Below are 16999 nucleotides of genomic sequence, written 5' to 3'. Positions count from 1 at the left end.
ACAAAGCAGGTTGGATTCGTCGCTATGGACTCAAATCTGCGACAATCGCCCCCCTGCGCCACTAGACGACCTTTGCGTACCTGATGACTGACGAATCGCCTTCCATCGACAAACTGCTGAAAAACCTCGACCACGCGATGCTTGCCGACCGCCACCGGCTGCGGCGGCAGTTGCTCGAACTGCGCAAGAAGCCCGACGACGCCAAGCTGGCCTTGTGGGTGACGCGCATGCAAGCGTCCTGTGACCAGGTGGTGGCACGACGTGCCAGCCTGCCGCTGATTCGTTACGACGACAGCCTGCCGATCGCCGCCAAGCGCGACGAAATCAAGGAAGCGCTGCTCAAGCATCAGGTGCTGATCATTGCTGGCGAAACCGGCTCGGGTAAAACCACCCAGTTGCCGAAGATCTGCCTGGAAATCGGTCGCGGCCAGCACGGTCTGATCGGCCACACCCAACCCCGTCGAATTGCTGCGCGCAGCGTAGCGAGCCGGGTGGCCGAAGAGCTGGCAACGCCACTCGGTGCCTTGGTCGGCTACCAGGTGCGGTTCGAGGATCAGAGCGATGCCAACACCCTGATCAAACTGATGACCGACGGCATCCTGCTGGCGGAAACCCAGAACGACCGCTACCTCGAACGCTATGACACGATCATCGTCGACGAAGCCCACGAACGCAGCCTGAACATCGACTTCCTGCTCGGTTACCTGAAAACCCTGCTGCCGCGCCGCCCGGACCTGAAAGTCATCATCACCTCGGCGACCATCGATCTTGAGCGCTTTTCCAAGCATTTCGACGATGCGCCGATTGTCGAAGTCTCGGGTCGTACTTTCCCGGTGGACACCTGGTATCGGCCGTTGACGCTGGAGCAGGACGAAGAGGGCAACCGGGTTGAAGACGACCTGACCGTGGATCAGGCGATCCTCGCCACCCTCGATGAAATTGCCGCATACGAACGCAGCGAGCGCCGCAGTCCCGGCGACGTGCTGGTGTTCCTGCCCGGCGAGCGTGAGATTCGTGACGCGGCGGACATGCTGCGCAAGGCCCAGCTCAAGCACACCGAAATTCTGCCGCTGTACGCACGGCTGTCGCCGGCCGAGCAGCAGCGGATTTTCCAGTCCCATCCGGGCCGTCGCGTCGTGCTGGCGACCAACGTTGCAGAAACCTCGCTGACCGTGCCGGGCATTCGTTACGTGATCGACAGCGGTACAGCGCGCATCAGCCGCTACAGCTACCGCGCCAAGGTCCAGCGCTTGCCGATCGAGGCGATTTCCCAGGCCAGCGCCAACCAGCGTAAAGGCCGTTGCGGACGGGTCGAGCCGGGCATTTGCATCCGTCTGTACAGCGAAGAAGACTTCATCGGACGGCCGGAATTTACCGACCCGGAAATTCTCCGTACCAACCTGGCGGCGGTGATTTTGCAGATGCTCCATCTGCGCCTCGGTGAAATCACCGATTTCCCGTTTATCGAACCGCCGGATGGCAAGGCCATCAGCGACGGTTTCAACCTGCTGCAAGAACTCTCGGCAGTCGACCGCAACAGTCAACTGACGCCGCTCGGCCGGCAACTGGCGCGGCTGCCGGTGGACCCTCGGATGGGCCGGATGTTGCTCGAAGCGGCGAAACTCGGCAGCTTGCAGGAAGTGCTGATCGTCGCCAGCGCCATGTCGATTCAGGACCCGCGTGAGCGTCCACCGGAGCGCCAGCAGGCCGCCGATCAGGCCCACGCACAATGGAAAGACGTGGACTCGGATTTCGCCGGGCTGGTCAATCTGTGGCGTGGTTTTGAGGAGCAACGCCAGGCCCTGACCGCCAGCCCGCTGCGCAATTGGTGCCGCAAGAATTTCCTGAATTACCTGCGCCTGCGCGAGTGGCGCGACTCTCATCGCCAATTGAGCCTGATCTGCCGTGACATGCAGCTGAGCCTGAATAAAGAGCCGGCGGACTACCCGAAACTGCACAAAGCGGTGTTGTCCGGGTTGCTCAGCCAGATCGGCCAGAAAACCGAAGACGGCGATTACCTCGGCGCACGTCAACGGCGCTTCTGGATTCATCCGTCGTCGGGGCTGGGCAAGAAACGTCCGCAATGGCTGATGACTGCCGAACTGGTGGAAACCACCAAGCTCTATGCACGCATGGTGGCGAAGATCGAGCCGGACTGGATCGAGCCGCTGGCCGGGCACCTGATCAAGAAAAACCACTTCGAACCGCATTGGGAGAAGAAGCGCGGACAGGTCGTGGCCTACGAGCAAATCACCCTGTTCGGGTTGATCGTGGTCGGTCGCCGGCCGGTGCATTACGGGCCGATCGATCCTGTCACCTCGCGTGAACTGTTTATCCGCGAAGCGCTGGTGCGGGGCGAGATTCAGTCGAAAGCCAAGTGTCTGTCTGCCAATGAGCAATTGTTGGAACAGCTCGACGAACTGGAGGCCAAGGCCCGTCGTCGCGACATTCTGGCGGATGAGGAAACCCTGTTTGCCTTCTACGACGCGCGCTTGCCGGCAGAGATCCATCAAACGGCGACCTTTGACAGCTGGTATCGGATCAACAGCCAGAAAGACCCGCAATTGCTGATCATGCGTGAAGAAGACGTGCTGGCTCGCGAAGCCAGCGAAGTCACCGCCGCGCATTACCCGGACACCCTGCGCCTGGGCGATCTGACCTTGCCGTTGAGCTACCACTTCGAGCCTAACCATCCCCGCGATGGCGTGACCTTGCGCGTACCGGCACCGCTGTTGCCGGCGCTGCCGCCGGAACGCCTGGAATGGCTGGTGCCTGGCGTGATCGAAGCCAAGTGCATCGCCCTGGTGCGCAACCTGCCCAAGGCGTTGCGCAAGAATTTCGTGCCGGTGCCGGACTTTGTCAAAGCGGCGTTGCAGCGCATCACCTTCGCCGACGGTTCACTGCCGCAGGCATTGGGTCGTGAACTGTTGCGCATGACCGGTGCGCGGGTCAGTGATGAGGCCTGGGTGGAAGCGTCGCAGCAGGTTGAAAGTCATCTGCGGATGAACCTGGAAATCGTCGATGGCCAGGGCAAGTTCCTCGGCGAAGGCCGTGATCTGGCCGAGCTGACCGCACGTTTCGCAGAGGCCAGTCAGGCTGCTTTGGCTGTACCGCAGACGGCAAAAAGCCAACAGCCGGTGGAGGCCAAGGTCTTCGCTGCAGTGGCCGAGAAAACCCAACAGAAGATCGCCGGGCTGTCGATGACGGTCTACCCGGCGCTGGTGGAAGAGGCGGGCACCGTTAAGGAAGGGCGTTTTTCGACCCCGGCCGAGGCCGAGTTCCAGCATCGTCGGGCGTTGCAGCGGTTGCTCATGCAGCAACTGGCCGAGCCGGCGAAGTTCTTGCGCGGCAAGCTGCCGGGGCTCACCGAGCTGGGCCTGATGTACCGCGAGCTGGGGCGTATCGACAGTCTGGTGGAAGACATCCTGCTGGCGAGCCTCGACAGCTGCATTCTCGACGGCGAAGCGAGTTTGCCGCGTGACGGCGCTGGTTTGGCCTCGCTGGCCGAGCGCAAGCGCGGTGCGTGGACCGAGCACGCCGAGCGTCTGGCGAAACTGACGCTGGAAACGCTCAAGCTCTGGCACGGTTTGCAGAAACGCTTCAAAGGCAAGATCGACCTGGCGCAAGCGGTGGCCCTGAACGACATCAAGCAGCAGCTCAGTCACCTGGTGTATCCGGGCTTTGTCCGTGAAACCCCGATGCAGTGGCTCAAAGAGCTGCCGCGTTATTTGAAAGCCGTCGAGCAGCGCGTCGAAAAACTCGGCGCTCAGGTGCAGAAGGACCGGGTCTGGAGCGGCGAGTTGTCCGGTCTCTGGAGCCAATACCAGACCCGTGCCAACAAGCATGCGCAGGAAGGCAAGCGCGATCCGCAACTTGAGCTCTATCGCTGGTGGCTGGAGGAATACCGGGTTTCGCTGTTCGCCCAGCAATTGGGGACCAAGGTGCCGATCTCCGACAAGCGTTTGAGCAAGCAATGGGCTCAAGTCGAACCCTGAACACAAGCTTCCACAGGTATGCCTGCCGTTGCTCTCGCAAAAGGGGCCAAACGCCAATGTTTATGGCAAACTTCGCTGTTATAAACGCCGGCCCCGCAGATTTTAGCCTTTGCAGCCAGGGCGGATCGGACTTAAGAGATGCCAGGTTGATGCCCTTCGACGGGATAAACCCTTTATGTGTTGGTACGTCGGTGCCAACACTTTCTGCCTGAACAGATTAGAGAAACGACCATGCATAATGTCGTCATCAGCGGCACCGGCCTGTACACCCCGGCCAACAGCATCTCCAACGAAGAGCTGGTGCAGTCTTTCAATACTTACGTCGCTCAGTTCAATGCTGACAATGCTGACGCCATCGAACGTGGCGAAGTGCAGGCACTGACCGAATCCAGCGTCGCGTTTATCGAAAAAGCCTCGGGGATCAAAAGCCGCTTTGTCATGGACAAGGAAGGTATTCTCGATCCCAAGCGCATGGCACCTCGTTTGCCCGAGCGCTCCAATGACGAATGGTCGGTGCTTTGCCAGATGGCCATTGGCGCTGCCGAGCAGGCCCTGCAACGCGCCGGCAAGACAGCGGCGGACATCGACGGGGTAATCGTTGCCTGTTCCAACCTGCAACGCGCCTATCCGGCCATTGCCATCGAAGTCCAGGAAGCGCTGGGTATCGAAGGTTTCGGTTTTGACATGAACGTGGCCTGTTCCTCGGCGACGTTCGGTATTCAGGCCGCCGCCAACAGCGTACAGCTGGGCCAGGCCCGGGCGATCCTGATGGTCAACCCGGAAGTCTGCACCGGTCACCTGAACTTCCGCGACCGCGACAGCCACTTCATCTTCGGCGATGCCGCGACAGCGGTAATCATTGAACGTGCCGACCTGGCCACGTCCAAGTACCAATTCGATGTTGTCAGCACCAAGTTGCTGACCAAGTTCTCCAACAATATTCGCAACAACTTCGGCTTCCTCAACCGCGCGGCGGAAGAGGGCATCGGTGCCCGTGACAAACTCTTCGTCCAGGAAGGTCGCAAGGTGTTCCGCGATGTCTGCCCGATGGTCGCGGAGCTGATCGCCACCCACTTGGACGAGAACAAGCTGAACATCAGCGACGTGAAGCGTTTCTGGCTGCACCAGGCCAACCTCAGCATGAACCACCTGATCGTCAAGAAGCTGCTGGGCCGTGAAGCCACCGAAGAAGAAGCCCCGGTGATTCTCGACACGTATGCCAACACCAGCTCTGCCGGTTCAGTGATTGCCTTTCACAAGAACCAGGACGATTTGCCAGCCGGTTCGCTGGCGGTACTCAGCTCGTTTGGTGCCGGTTATTCGATTGGTAGCGTGATTCTGCGCAAGCGCTGAGTTGTGAAGGGTAGTGGCAAGCCTGAGTCATGCACACACACAGGAATTCAGCACTGATGACTGACGAAACGCAACTGCTCGAACGCCTGTTGGCGGGCGAGCAGAAGGCTTTCAAGGAGTTGGTCAGCACCTACCAGAGCGCCATGCGCGCGGTGGCTTATGCCATCGTCGGTAACCGGCATACCGACGAAGTGGTGCAGGATGCCTGGTTGTCGGTGGTGCGCAACCTGAACGGGTTCGAGGGGCGTTCCAGCCTCAAGACCTGGCTGTTGACCATCACCGCCAATGCGGCAAAAGGTCGATACAAACAAAACCGTCGGGAAGTCTTGCTCGATGACCTGCCGTCACCCCACGGCACCATCGATGATGATCGTTTCTCCGCCGCCGATGGCCACTGGCTGGTGGCGCCGTTCAGCTGGCATCAGGACACCCCGGAAGCGCTGCTCACCGAAAACGAACTGCGTGAATGCCTGGAGCACACCTTGCTCAGCCTGTCGGAACTGCAAAGCAGCGTGCTGCTGTTGCGTGAGCGCCAGGGCCTGGAGCTGGAGGAGATTTGTAATCTTCTGGAGATCTCGCTCTCCAATGTTCGTGTGCTGCTGCACCGGGCACGGTTGAAAGTGTTTGCAACCGTGGAGCATTTTGAGGAAACCGGCGAATGTTGACCTGTAAGGAACAAGTAGCGCGGTCCAGCGATTATCTCGATGGCCAGTTGAGCTTTCGTGAGCGGCTGATGGTGCGCCATCATTTGATGTTTTGCCCCAATTGCCGGCGATTCATTCGGCAGATGCGGTTGATGCAGGCGACCTTGCGCGCCATGCCCGAAAAACCGCTGCCCGGTGTCGACGAACTCGCCGAACGCCTGGCCGCCGAGCGTCAAAAGGGTAAACAGTAGTTTCAGTTCACACCTCCCTCAGACTTCGTTTTGACCCCGCTTCGGCGGGGTTTTTATTTCGGTAAGCGCCGGGGATGGGTGATACTCGGCGGGTCTGTAGGCAACAACCGCAGGGGAACAGGATGCCGTTACACGTTTTGGACAGTCTGTCCGCCATCGCGCCCCAACAGTGGGACGCGCTGGTGCCCGAGACTCAGCCGTTTCTGCGTCACGCTTTTCTCGGGGCGCTGGAAGACAGCGGCTGCCTGGGGCCGCAGTCCGGCTGGCAGCCGGAGCATCTGCTGCACATCGAAGACGGTCATCTGCTCGCGGCATTGCCGAGTTACCGCAAATGGCATTCCTACGGCGAATACGTGTTCGACCATGCCTGGGCCGATGCGTGCGAGCGCGCCGGGATCGATTACTACCCCAAACTGTTGACGGCTGTGCCGTTCAGCCCGGTCAGCGGGCCACGGTTGTTGGCGGCGAATGTGCAGGATGGTTTCGAACTGCTGAACAGCGTGCCGGGTTATCTGGACATTGAAGGGCTCTCCAGCGCCCATATCAACTTTACCGACGCCTTTACCGATGCGGCATTGGCCGAGCAACCGGGCTGGTTGCAACGCATCGGTTGCCAGTACCACTGGCAGAATCGCGGCTATCGGGATTTTCAGGATTTCCTTGATGCGTTGAGTTCACGCAAGCGCAAGCAGATGCGCAAGGAACGTGAACAAGTGGCGGGGCAGGGCATCGAGTTTGAATGGCTTGAGGGGCATCAACTCGACCAGGCACAGTGGGATTTCGTCTATGCCTGCTACGCCAACACCTATGCGGTGCGTCGGCAGTCGCCGTACCTGACGCGGGAGTTTTTCAGCCTGTTGGCTGAACGCATGCCCGAAGCCATTCGGGTGGTGCTGGCCAAACAAGGATCACGGCCGGTGGCCATGGCCTTCAGTCTGGTCGGTGGCGATTGTTTTTATGGACGTTATTGGGGTTGTCTGGCGGAGTTCGATCGCCTGCACTTCGAGACCTGTTTCTATCAAGGCATGGATTACGCCATTGCGAACGGATTTCAACGTTTCGATGCCGGTGCACAGGGCGAGCACAAACTGATTCGTGGTTTTGAACCGGTGATCACCCATTCCTGGCACTACTTGCGTCACCCGGGATTGAAGTCGGCGGTGAAGGATTTTCTTGAGCGCGAACGTTTGGGTGTCATGGGCTATGCAGAAGAGGCGAAGAGCGCCTTGCCCTACCGACAGGGCTGATGTCAGAGCGCTGTCGCGGATTTTTTGAGCTGACGGAGGCACTTTTTTTTGAGCTGATGGAGGCACTTGTGGCGAGGGAGCTTGCTCCCGCTGGACAGCGAAGCTGTCCCCATGCACGAGACGGCGTTGTGCCAGGTAAACCCGACAACCAGAATCTGCGGCCGCTTCGCGCCCGAGCGGGAGCACGCTCCCTCGCCACAGACGCAATCCTCAATCGATGCCGACAAACCCACCGGTCTGGTGCTGCCACAGCCGCGCATACAACCCGCCATGAGCCAGCAGTTCGGCATGGCTGCCGGTTTCGGCGATGTGGCCTTTTTCCAGCACCACCAGGCGATCCATCCGCGCGATGGTCGAGAGTCGGTGAGCGATGGCAATCACAGTCTTGCCCTGCATCAGGGTTTCCAGGCTTTCCTGAATCGCCGCTTCGACTTCCGAGTCCAGCGCCGAGGTCGCTTCGTCCATGATCAGGATCGGCGCGTCCTTGAGCAGCACTCGGGCGATAGCGATCCGTTGGCGCTGGCCGCCAGAGAGTTTCACCCCACGTTCACCAACATGAGCATCGAAACCGGTGCGGCCTTCAGCATCCGATAGCAACGGGATGAACTCGTCGGCGCGGGCCTTGCGGACTGCCTCCCAGAGTTCTTCGTCGGTGGCGTCGGGTTTACCGTAAAGCAGATTCTCACGGATCGAACGGTGCAGCAGCGAGGTGTCTTGAGTGATCATGCCGATCCGCTCGCGCAGGCTTTCCTGAGCCACGCTGGCGATGTTCTGCCCATCGACCAGAATCTGCCCGCTCTGCAGGTCGTAGAGGCGCAGCAGCAGATTGACCAGAGTCGATTTACCCGCGCCCGAAGGACCGATCAAGCCGATTTTTTCACCGGGTTTGATGCTCAGGTTGAGGTCGTCGATGATTCCGCTTTTCTTGCCATAGTGAAACGTCACGTGTTCGAAACGCACTTCGCCACGGGCCACTTCCAGGCGCGGTGCCGGTTCGCGGTCGGTGACGCTGATCGGTTGGGCGATGGTTTGCAGGCCGTCCTGGACCATCCCGATGTTTTCGAAAATGCCGTTGACCACCCACATGATCCAGCCCGACATGTTGACGATGCGGATCACCAGGCCGGTGGCCAGGGCAATGGCACCGACCGAGATCAGCGACTGGGTCCACAGCCACAGCGCAAGGCTCGTGGTGCCGACGATCAGCAGGCCGTTCATGCTGGTGATGACCACGTCCATGCTGGTGACGACGCGGCCGGCCAGTTGGGATTTTTCGGTCTGCTCGGCGATGGCTTCGCGGGCGTATTGCTGTTCGAAGTTGGTGTGGGCGAAGAGTTTCAGCGTGGTGATGTTGGTGTAGCCGTCGACGATCCGGCCCATGAGTTTGGAGCGCGCATCGGAGGACACCACCGAACGTTCCTTGACCCGCGGCACGAAGTAGCACAGTGCGCCGATGTAGCAGGCGATCCACGTCAGCAGCGGGATCATCAGGCGCCAGTCGGCTTCGGCGAACAGCACCAGCGAGCTGATCGCGTAGATCAGCACATGCCATAACGCGTCGACGGCTTGCACCGCCGAGTCGCGCAGGGAGTTGCCGGTCTGCATGATCCGTTGGGCGATGCGTCCGGCGAAATCGTTCTGGAAAAAATTCAGGCTCTGTTTGAGCACGTAACTGTGGTTTTGCCAGCGAATCATGCTGGTCATGCCGGGGCTCAGGGTTTGATGCACCAGCAGGTCATGCAGGCCGACGAATATCGGTCGTAGAAAAAGTGCGACCACCGCCATCCAGGCCAGCTCGACGCCGTGGATTTTGAAGAAGTCTGTGTTTGGCGTGCCTTGGGCCAAATCGATGATTCGACTCAGGTAACTGAACAGCGCCACTTCGATCAGCGCGCCGATCAAGCCAACGACCAACAGCGCGGCAAAACTCGGCCAGACCTGACGCAAATAATAGGTATAGAAGGGGAGAACCCGGCTCGGCGGAGCCGCCGTCGGGGCGTCACGGAAAATATCGATCAGTTTTTCGAAACGACGATAGAGCATCAGATAAACGCCCGCGTACGGGCTCTCCTTTTTTCGATGCGAGCGGCACAGTGAACACATCGCTGCCGCTCAGGACGCCTAATGCAGTTTAGTCGATGCGCTTGGCCGACTTGATCAGCACCGGGTCGATGGGCACATTCTGCATGCCTTGCTTGGTGGTGGTTGGCGAGTTGACGATGATGTCGACGACGTCCATGCCTTTCACGACTTTGGCGAATACCGCGTAACCGGCATCGCGGCCCGGGTCGAGGAAGTCGTTGTCCTTGACGTTGATGAAGAACTGGCTGGTGGCCGAATCCGGATCGGAAGTACGCGCCATCGACAGGGTGCCACGCACGTTATGCAGGCCGTTGCTGGCTTCGTTCTTGATCGGTGCCTTGGTGTCTTTTTGCGCCATCTGCGGGGTGAAACCGCCACCCTGGACCATGAACCCCGGAATCACACGGTGGAAAATGGTGTTGGTGTAGAAGCCGCTGTCGACATAGGCGAGAAAGTTCTTGGTGCTGATCGGTGCCTTGACCGGGTCCAGTTCGATTTCGATCTGGCCGTTGGTGGTATCGAGCAAAACGTGCGGAGCCTTGGCAGCGTCTGCAGCCATCAGGTTGGCGGCGAACAGTACTGCGCCTGTGACGAGGGCGATTTTTTTCAGCATGGGTCAGTGATCCTGGGTAGTGGTGTCGACTGCGGTTAGAAATTCAAGCAGGGTTTGGTTGAAACGGTGTGGCTGGTCCAATGGCGTTGCGTGGCGTGAATCTTCGATCACCACCAGCTGTGCATCGGGCAGCAGTTTTACATAGGCTTCTTTCAGCGCTACCGGCGTGTAGTCGCGGTCAGCGCTGACGATCAGGGTTGGACAGGTGACTTTCGCCAGTCGTTCCTGAACCCCCCAACCAACTATGGCATTGAAGCTGGCGAGATAAGCACGTTTGTCGTTTTTTGCCCAGCGTTCGGCCATTTTATGCCGCAACTCTGCCTGTTCGGGTTTGGGAAACAGCTTGCCGCCCAAGGCCGTGCCGATGGTGCGCAGACTGAGGAGGCGCATCAGGCTCCAGCGCTTGAACCACTGCCAGTAATCATCCGCCGTGCGGAGTTTGACCTCAGGGGCACTGTTGACGATGCACAGGCTTTTAAGCCGTGATGGTTGGTCCACCGCCAGCTGAAAACCGATCATCCCACCCATGGACAACCCGACCAGATGCACCGGGCCGAGGTTCAGGTGTTCGATCAGCGCGACCAGGTCGGCGCTGAAGCCGGCAATGCTGTAGCGCTCGCGGGGTTTGTCGGAGCGACCGTGGCCGCGAACATCCGGGACGATCACCCGGTAACGGGTCGAGAGCTCCGGGATCTGTTTTTCCCAGTCCAGCGTGCTCGAGCCCAGCCCGTGTACCAGCAGCAGCGGTGTGCCGTGGCCATATTCCTCGTAGTGCAAGGTACAACCTTCATGTTCGAAATAGGCCATTGTGCAGCTCCTTGTCAGGCTTGTTCCGGGGCAGCGAACGGCGCATCCAGCGGCGCGGTATCGAAGGTGCGCAGCAATTCGATAAGAATCTGCGTCGCCGGCCCCAAGGGCTTGTCCTTGTTTGAATAGAGAAAGAAGGTCGGATGCCGACTGCCACCCTGATCCAACGGTAGCAGCTTGAGCAGGCCTTCCTTGAGTTCGCGTTCAATCATGTGCCGTGGCAGCCAGGCAAACCCCAGGCCACTGCTGACGAAGGTGGCAGCGGTGGCCAGGCTGCCGACGGTCCAGCGCTGTTCGGCACCCAGCCAGCCGACATCACGCGGTTGCTGGCGGCCGGAGTCGCGGATCACCACCTGCAACTGACTTTCGAGGTCGTGGAAGCTCAGTTCACGATTGAGGCGATGCAAGGCATGTTCGGGGTGGGCGACGGCAACGAACTCGACGTCGCTCAACTCCGCGCCCAGGTAACCGGGAATGTTGAAGCCACTGATGGCCAGATCCGCCACGCCTTCGAGCAGCACTTCCTCGACCCCGGACAGTACCTCTTCACGCAGACGCACCCGGCAACCGCGACTTTGCGGCATGAACGCGGTCAAGGCGCGAACCAGTCGGGCGTTCGGGTAAGCAGCGTCGACCACCAGCCGCACTTCCGCCTCCCAGCCTTGCTCCATGTGGTGCGCCAGATCTTCTAGCTGACTGGCCTGTTTGACCAGTTGCCGCGAGCGGCGCAGCAGTACGCCGCCGGCTTCGGTCAACACTGCCTTACGGCCGTCGATGCGCAACAGCGGCACACCAAGCTGGTCCTGCATGCGCGCTACGGTATAGCTGACGGATGACTGCGAACGGTGTAACGCTTCGGCGGCCTGGGCGAAACCACCGTGGTCGACCACGGCTTGCAATGTGCGCCATTGATCAAGGGTCACGCGGGGCGCTTTCATGATGAGCTCCTCTTGTCCTAAGCTGGCAGCTTCCATTGGAGGCTGCCGAATGAAAAAAATCTGTTGTGTGGTGCTGGCGATGCTGCCGCTGACCGCGTTTGCCTACCCCATCGATGTACAAAAACAACTCAACGGCCTGAAAATCGACTACACCACCCATGACACCGCTCGCGACATGGGCGCCATTACGCTGAGCAACTACAGCGGTAAAGCCGCCGAATGCACGGTGGCATTCCGCAATGGCCCGGAATTGCCGCGTACTCGCCGCGTGAGCCTGGAGACCGGCAAAAGCGCCGACCTCTCGGCCAGGTTCAACCGTGAAATCATCAAGCTGTACATCACCCTGACCTGCAAACCCAAATAGGGGCTGTTGCACAGGCGGGGCAGATACGCTCCGCTTATAAACGAATTTATTGATGGTTTATAGCAGTTATTTGTGCTTTTTCATCGATACAACACTGTTTAATCTCCACTCCATCGACTTACAGCATTCACCGATGGAGGCTACATCCCATGTCCCGCGTTCTGATCATCGAAAGCAGTGCCCGCCAGCAAGACTCGGTATCGCGTCAACTGACCCAAACCTTCATCAGTCAATGGAAAGCCGCACACCCGGCCGACCAGATCACCGTTCGTGACCTGGCGACCCATCCGGTTCCACACCTGGATGCCAACCTGCTGGGCGGCTGGATGAAACCTGCCGAGCAACGCAACGAAATCGAACAATCGTCGCTGGAACGCTCCAACCTGTTGACCGACGAATTGCTGGCTGCCGACGTCTTGGTCATGGCCGCACCGATGTACAACTTCGCGATCCCCAGCACGCTCAAAGCCTGGCTCGACCACGTGCTGCGTGCCGGTGTGACTTTCAAGTACACCGAAACCGGCCCACAAGGTCTGCTCAGTGGCAAGCGTGCTTATGTATTGACTGCTCGCGGTGGCATCTACGCCGGTAGCACTTCCGATCACCAGGAACCGTACCTGCGTCAGGTCATGGCGTTCATCGGTATCCACGACGTCACCTTTATTCACGCCGAAGGCATGAACCTTGGCGGTGACTTCCACGAAAAGGGCCTGAACCAGGCCAACGCCAAGCTTGCCCAGGTCGCCTGAGCCGTTAATCGCCAGATAATCACCTGATGATCAAGTGGCGCTTGTACACCCCTTCAAGCCGGTTCGCGCATCGAACCTCCCTTTGCACTTGTTGCTCATGAGTGCTCTAGCCCGATTGAACGCTTTAGCGAGATCGGGCTTTTTTTTTGCCTGCGATTTTGTGGCCGGGTAAAAACCTGTGGGAGCGAGCCTGCTCGCGAAGACGGAGTGTCAGTCGACATCATTGTTGAATGACACACCGCTATCGTCGGAACGCCGCCCGGAGCAAGCTCGCTCCCACAGGATTTGTGTAGTGGCGGAGTGTTCGCGATAACGGGCAAAACCCGTTATCGTCGCCGCCATTCGAAACGAGGCGAGCATGGGCTATTTACTTTTTGTCACGCTGATTCAGGCGTTTTCCTTCAGTTTGATCGGTGAATACCTGGCCGGGCATGTCGACAGCTATTTCGCGGTGCTGGTGCGGGTGTTGCTGGCGGGGCTGGTGTTCATTCCGTTGACCCGCTGGCGTCAGGTGGAGCCGGCGTTCATGCGCGGGATGCTGTTGATCGGCGCGTTGCAGTTCGGTGTGACCTACGTCTGCCTGTACCTGAGCTTCCGGGTGCTGACCGTGCCGGAAGTCCTGCTGTTCACCATTCTCACGCCGTTGCACGTGACCCTGATCGAAGATGCGCTGAACCGCCGCTTCAATCCCTGGGCGCTGGTGGCGGCATTGGTTGCGGTGCTCGGTGCGGCGGTGATCCGTTATGACCGGATCAATCCGGACTTCTTCATGGGTTTTTTGCTGTTGCAACTGGCCAACTTCACCTACGCCGCAGGTCAGGTGCTGTACAGGCATCTGGTGGCGCGCCATCCGAGTGACCTGCCGCATTATCGGCGCTTTGGTTACTTTTACCTCGGCGCGCTGGCCGTGGCCCTGCCGGCGTTTCTGCTGTTCGGCAAACAGAACTTCCTGCCGGAAGCACCCTTGCAGTGGGGCGTGTTGGTGTTCCTCGGACTGGTGTCCACCGCGTTGGGCCTGTACTGGTGGAATAAGGGCGCTTGCCTGGTCAACGGCGGGACACTGGCGGTGATGAACAACCTGCACGTGCCGGTGGGGCTGCTGATCAACTTGCTGATCTGGAATCAGCATGAAGAGTTGGGGCGGTTGTTCCTGGGTGGCTCGGTGATTCTGGCAGCGGTGTGGATCAGCCGGTTGGGTATACAGAGGCGGGTCGCCGCCAACTGAACCCCTGTGGGAGATTCTATGTTGCAGGATAACCCTGCAACGGTCGATTCGGTTGGTATTCGCTCTGGTTTTTCATCAGGGCGAACGCCACTCGTCCGAGCAGCAAGGCGATCCCCAACAACACCATCAGCGCCAGGCCGGAAAGTACGAGCGGGTGCTGGTCGAGAGCGCCCCAGAGGTCTCGGGTATTGAGCCAGAGCTGTTTGAGATCCATGGGTTAAAACGATTCTTCGGCAGGACGAAAGGGCGCGATTAGAGCATTTAAGACGCATCGAGTTAGGTTCAGGGACAAATCCGCTAACAAAAACGCCATTGTTTGCGTCCGTTTGCATAAAGAAACTCGGCCTTCGCGCTCGAAACCGTTACCCTATGCAGCTGATTTTTTGTATTTCTTCGAGGTAGCACCCGTGTTTTCCCAATTCGCCCTGCACGAACGCCTGCTCAAAGCCGTGGCCGAGCTTAAATTTGTCGAGCCAACGCCAGTGCAAGCAGCGGCTATCCCGCTCGCGCTCCAAGGGCGTGACCTGCGGGTGACTGCGCAAACCGGTAGCGGCAAAACCGCTGCATTCGTTTTGCCGATCCTCAACCGTTTGATCGGCCCGGCCAAAGTCCGCGTCAGCATCAAGACCCTGATCCTGCTGCCGACCCGCGAGCTGGCCCAGCAGACCATCAAGGAAGTGGAACGCTTCGCGCAGTTCACCTTCATCAAGTCCGGCCTGATCACCGGCGGCGAAGACTTCAAGGTCCAGGCAGCCATGCTGCGCAAGGTGCCGGATATCCTGATCGGCACTCCGGGCCGGATGATCGAGCAACTGAACGCCGGCAACCTCGACTTGAAAGAAGTTGAAGTGCTGGTGCTCGACGAAGCCGACCGCATGCTCGACATGGGCTTTGCCGAAGACGTACAGCGCCTGGTCGACGAGTGCACCAACCGTCAACAGACCATGCTGTTCTCCGCCACCACCGGTGGTTCGGGCCTGCGCGAGATGATCGCCAAGGTCCTGAACAACCCTGAGCACTTGCAGCTCAATGCCGTCAGCCAGTTGAACGACACCACCCGTCAGCAAATCATCACCGCTGACCACAACCAGCACAAAGAACAGATCGTTAACTGGTTGCTGGCCAACGAGACCTACCAGAAGGCCATCGTCTTTACCAACACCCGGGCCATGGCCGACCGTATCTACGGCCGTCTGGTGGCGCAGGAGTACAAAGCGTTCGTCTTGCACGGTGAGAAAGACCAGAAGGATCGCAAGCTGGCGATCGACCGTCTGAAGCAGGGCGGGGTCAAGATCCTCGTCGCCACCGACGTTGCCGCTCGCGGCCTGGACGTGGAAGGCCTGGACCTGGTGATCAACTTCGACATGCCGCGCAGCGGCGACGAATACGTTCACCGTATCGGTCGTACCGGTCGTGCCGGCAACGATGGCCTGGCCATTTCGCTGATCTGCCACGGCGACTGGAACCTGATGTCGAGCATCGAGCGCTACCTCAAGCAGAGCTTCGAGCGCCGCACTATCAAGGAAGTCAAAGGCACTTACGGTGGGCCGAAAAAGGTCAAGGCCTCGGGTAAAGCCGTTGGCGTGAAGAAGAAAAAGGTCGACGCCAAAGGCGACAAGAAAAAGACCGGCGCCAAGGCTCCGACCAAGCGCAAGATCGCCAACCGCCCGAAGACCGATGCCCTGTCGCTGGTCAGCAAAGACGGCATGGCACCGCTCAAGCGCCGCAAGCCGCAAGCTCCGGCCGCTGAATAACGCGCCGTAGCGATCCCATAAAAAACCCGGACAGTGTCCGGGTTTTTTTATCGGGGCGAAATGCCAGCTCCACGGGTGTCCTTTTATGCTCTTTGTGTGTCGAGCCTTGTCGTGAAGGGCGGTGCATCCTCGCCCCGGTTGGGGCGAGGGGCCGGCAGCATTACTTGCAGCCACAGTGTTTGGCGCTTGGCGCGGTCTCGTAACGATCGTGATGGCGCACCCATTTCATGCCTTGCTCTTCGTTGCGGCCCTTGGGTGTCAGGTCGAGGTAGTTATAGGCGCCGATCAGCAGGTCCAGGCCGCGAGCGTAGGTGGAGTAGGTGTGGAAGATTTCCCCAGCGTCATTGCGATAAAACACGCTCAGTCCTGGCAGTTCACCTTCGGTGCTGGTGCTTTTTTCGTAGTTGTAGGTTGCGGTGCCGTCCGCGAGTTCCTGATCGCTGATGGTCACCTTGTAGTCGGCGTTGAAGTCACTGCCGGCCGATGAGACCCATTTGAACTGCCAGCCCATGCGTTTGCGGAACGCCTGGAACTCCGCCAATGGCGCGTGGGAAACCACCACCAGGGAAATGTCGTGGTGGGCCAGGTGCTGGTTGGCGCCGTCGATGTGGTCGGACAGAAACGAGCAGCCGGGGCAGCCTTCTTCCCAGCCCTTGGCGAACATGAAGTGATAGATGATCAACTGGCTGTTACCACCGAAAAGATCGGCAAGGTTTTGCCGTCCGTCGGGGCCTTCGAACACGTAGTTCTTGTCGACTTTTACCCAGGGCAGTGCGCGACGTTCGGCGCTGAGTTTGTCGCGTTCCCGGGTAAAGGCCTTTTCGTGGATCAGATGCTGTTTACGGGCCGCGAGCCATTTTTCTCGGGACACGACCTCGTGCTGGTGCACGCTGTTCATGACTTTTCCTCCTGCGAGGTTGGCGTGTTGTGGCTTACACAGCCTAGTCGTTTGACCGACGCTGTAATCGACAAGCCGC

14 protein-coding genes and 1 pseudogene are annotated in these 16999 nt (G+C 59.3%); 9 read left to right on the top strand and 6 right to left on the bottom strand.

Annotated elements, in window-relative coordinates:
- Nucleotides 1–83: 83 nt before the first annotated feature.
- The 5 genes from hrpA to HK44_RS19745 all read left to right on the top strand — a co-directional run bounded on the left by hrpA (nucleotide 84) and on the right by HK44_RS19745 (nucleotide 7490).
- On the top strand, nucleotides 84–3995 hold the full coding sequence (gene hrpA / locus HK44_RS19765; RefSeq protein WP_019692470.1) for an ATP-dependent RNA helicase HrpA: 3912 nt from the start codon (nucleotides 84–86) through the stop codon (nucleotides 3993–3995).
- Between the two features lie 231 nt (nucleotides 3996–4226).
- Nucleotides 4227–5348, top strand: coding sequence for a beta-ketoacyl-ACP synthase III (locus tag HK44_RS19760; protein WP_019692469.1), 1122 nt, complete (start codon nucleotides 4227–4229; stop codon nucleotides 5346–5348).
- 56 nt (nucleotides 5349–5404) lie between these two features.
- Nucleotides 5405–6013 (top strand): RNA polymerase sigma factor, encoded by a 609-nt coding sequence (locus tag HK44_RS19755; protein WP_020723540.1) that lies wholly within the window; start codon nucleotides 5405–5407, stop codon nucleotides 6011–6013.
- A complete protein-coding gene (locus HK44_RS19750; RefSeq protein ID WP_019692467.1) occupies nucleotides 6007–6243 on the top strand; it encodes an anti-sigma factor family protein in 237 nt (78 codons plus the stop codon). Before HK44_RS19755 ends, HK44_RS19750 begins: the two co-directional genes overlap by 7 nt.
- Nucleotides 6244–6365: 122 nt before the next feature.
- Entirely contained in the window at nucleotides 6366–7490 is a 1125-nt protein-coding gene (locus HK44_RS19745; protein WP_019692466.1) for a GNAT family N-acetyltransferase, read from the top strand.
- A gap of 210 nt (nucleotides 7491–7700) precedes the next feature.
- Here the strand turns inward: HK44_RS19745 and HK44_RS19740 are convergent, their stop codons facing one another.
- The 4 genes from HK44_RS19740 to HK44_RS19725 form a co-directional block, all read right to left on the bottom strand.
- Complete coding sequence (locus HK44_RS19740; protein ID WP_019692465.1) at nucleotides 7701–9533, bottom strand: ABC transporter ATP-binding protein; 1833 nt, start codon at nucleotides 9531–9533, stop codon at nucleotides 7701–7703.
- 88 nt (nucleotides 9534–9621) lie between these two features.
- Nucleotides 9622–10185, bottom strand: a complete 564-nt coding sequence (locus HK44_RS19735) for a peptidylprolyl isomerase A (RefSeq protein ID WP_019692464.1) — start codon at nucleotides 10183–10185, stop codon at nucleotides 9622–9624.
- Between the two features lie 3 nt (nucleotides 10186–10188).
- A complete protein-coding gene (locus HK44_RS19730; protein WP_019692463.1) occupies nucleotides 10189–10992 on the bottom strand; it encodes an alpha/beta fold hydrolase in 804 nt (267 codons plus the stop codon).
- 14 nt (nucleotides 10993–11006) lie between these two features.
- On the bottom strand, nucleotides 11007–11930 hold the full coding sequence (locus HK44_RS19725; protein ID WP_019692462.1) for a LysR family transcriptional regulator: 924 nt from the start codon (nucleotides 11928–11930) through the stop codon (nucleotides 11007–11009).
- A 49-nt stretch (nucleotides 11931–11979) separates the two neighbouring features.
- Here HK44_RS19725 and HK44_RS19720 point away from each other — a divergent pair, with 49 nt between their 5' ends.
- The 3 genes from HK44_RS19720 to HK44_RS19710 all read left to right on the top strand — a co-directional run bounded on the left by HK44_RS19720 (nucleotide 11980) and on the right by HK44_RS19710 (nucleotide 14268).
- On the top strand, nucleotides 11980–12294 hold the full coding sequence (locus tag HK44_RS19720) for a 3-phosphoglycerate kinase (RefSeq protein ID WP_019692461.1): 315 nt from the start codon (nucleotides 11980–11982) through the stop codon (nucleotides 12292–12294).
- Nucleotides 12295–12443: 149 nt separating this feature from the next.
- Nucleotides 12444–13043 (top strand): FMN-dependent NADH-azoreductase, encoded by a 600-nt coding sequence (locus tag HK44_RS19715; protein WP_019692460.1) that lies wholly within the window; start codon nucleotides 12444–12446, stop codon nucleotides 13041–13043.
- Between the two features lie 358 nt (nucleotides 13044–13401).
- The gene (locus HK44_RS19710; RefSeq protein WP_019692459.1) at nucleotides 13402–14268 is read left to right on the top strand and encodes a carboxylate/amino acid/amine transporter; all 867 of its coding nucleotides are present in this window, start codon (nucleotides 13402–13404) and stop codon (nucleotides 14266–14268) included.
- Nucleotides 14269–14308: 40 nt separating this feature from the next.
- On the opposite strand, the pseudogene HK44_RS19705 reads toward HK44_RS19710, so the two are convergent.
- Nucleotides 14309–14482, bottom strand: a pseudogene (locus HK44_RS19705) (mechanosensitive ion channel family protein); the annotation flags it as partial.
- Between the two features lie 193 nt (nucleotides 14483–14675).
- On the opposite strand from HK44_RS19705, the gene HK44_RS19700 reads away from it, so the two are divergent.
- On the top strand, nucleotides 14676–16022 hold the full coding sequence (locus HK44_RS19700; RefSeq protein ID WP_019692457.1) for a DEAD/DEAH box helicase: 1347 nt from the start codon (nucleotides 14676–14678) through the stop codon (nucleotides 16020–16022).
- 160 nt (nucleotides 16023–16182) lie between these two features.
- Here HK44_RS19700 and HK44_RS19695 read toward each other — a convergent pair whose 3' ends face one another.
- Nucleotides 16183–16920, bottom strand: a complete 738-nt coding sequence (locus HK44_RS19695) for a DUF899 domain-containing protein (protein WP_019692456.1) — start codon at nucleotides 16918–16920, stop codon at nucleotides 16183–16185.
- Nucleotides 16921–16999 lie beyond the last annotated feature (79 nt).

Source organism: Pseudomonas fluorescens HK44, assembly GCF_000217955.3.
Classification (GTDB): Bacteria; Pseudomonadota; Gammaproteobacteria; order Pseudomonadales; family Pseudomonadaceae; genus Aquipseudomonas; species Aquipseudomonas fluorescens_AQ.
Note: the sequence above shows the minus strand (reverse complement) of the source record. Positions and strands in the feature narration are given on the sequence as shown.

Coding starts and splice junctions, on each gene's coding strand:
- hrpA (WP_019692470.1), top strand. CDS start 84: ATGACTGACGAATCGCCTTCCATCGACAAACTGCTGAAAAACCTCGAC.
- HK44_RS19760 (WP_019692469.1), top strand. CDS start 4,227: ATGCATAATGTCGTCATCAGCGGCACCGGCCTGTACACCCCGGCCAAC.
- HK44_RS19755 (WP_020723540.1), top strand. CDS start 5,405: ATGACTGACGAAACGCAACTGCTCGAACGCCTGTTGGCGGGCGAGCAG.
- HK44_RS19750 (WP_019692467.1), top strand. CDS start 6,007: ATGTTGACCTGTAAGGAACAAGTAGCGCGGTCCAGCGATTATCTCGAT.
- HK44_RS19745 (WP_019692466.1), top strand. CDS start 6,366: ATGCCGTTACACGTTTTGGACAGTCTGTCCGCCATCGCGCCCCAACAG.
- HK44_RS19740 (WP_019692465.1), bottom strand. CDS start 9,533: ATGCTCTATCGTCGTTTCGAAAAACTGATCGATATTTTCCGTGACGCC.
- HK44_RS19735 (WP_019692464.1), bottom strand. CDS start 10,185: ATGCTGAAAAAAATCGCCCTCGTCACAGGCGCAGTACTGTTCGCCGCC.
- HK44_RS19730 (WP_019692463.1), bottom strand. CDS start 10,992: ATGGCCTATTTCGAACATGAAGGTTGTACCTTGCACTACGAGGAATAT.
- HK44_RS19725 (WP_019692462.1), bottom strand. CDS start 11,930: ATGAAAGCGCCCCGCGTGACCCTTGATCAATGGCGCACATTGCAAGCC.
- HK44_RS19720 (WP_019692461.1), top strand. CDS start 11,980: ATGAAAAAAATCTGTTGTGTGGTGCTGGCGATGCTGCCGCTGACCGCG.
- HK44_RS19715 (WP_019692460.1), top strand. CDS start 12,444: ATGTCCCGCGTTCTGATCATCGAAAGCAGTGCCCGCCAGCAAGACTCG.
- HK44_RS19710 (WP_019692459.1), top strand. CDS start 13,402: ATGGGCTATTTACTTTTTGTCACGCTGATTCAGGCGTTTTCCTTCAGT.
- HK44_RS19695 (WP_019692456.1), bottom strand. CDS start 16,920: ATGAACAGCGTGCACCAGCACGAGGTCGTGTCCCGAGAAAAATGGCTC.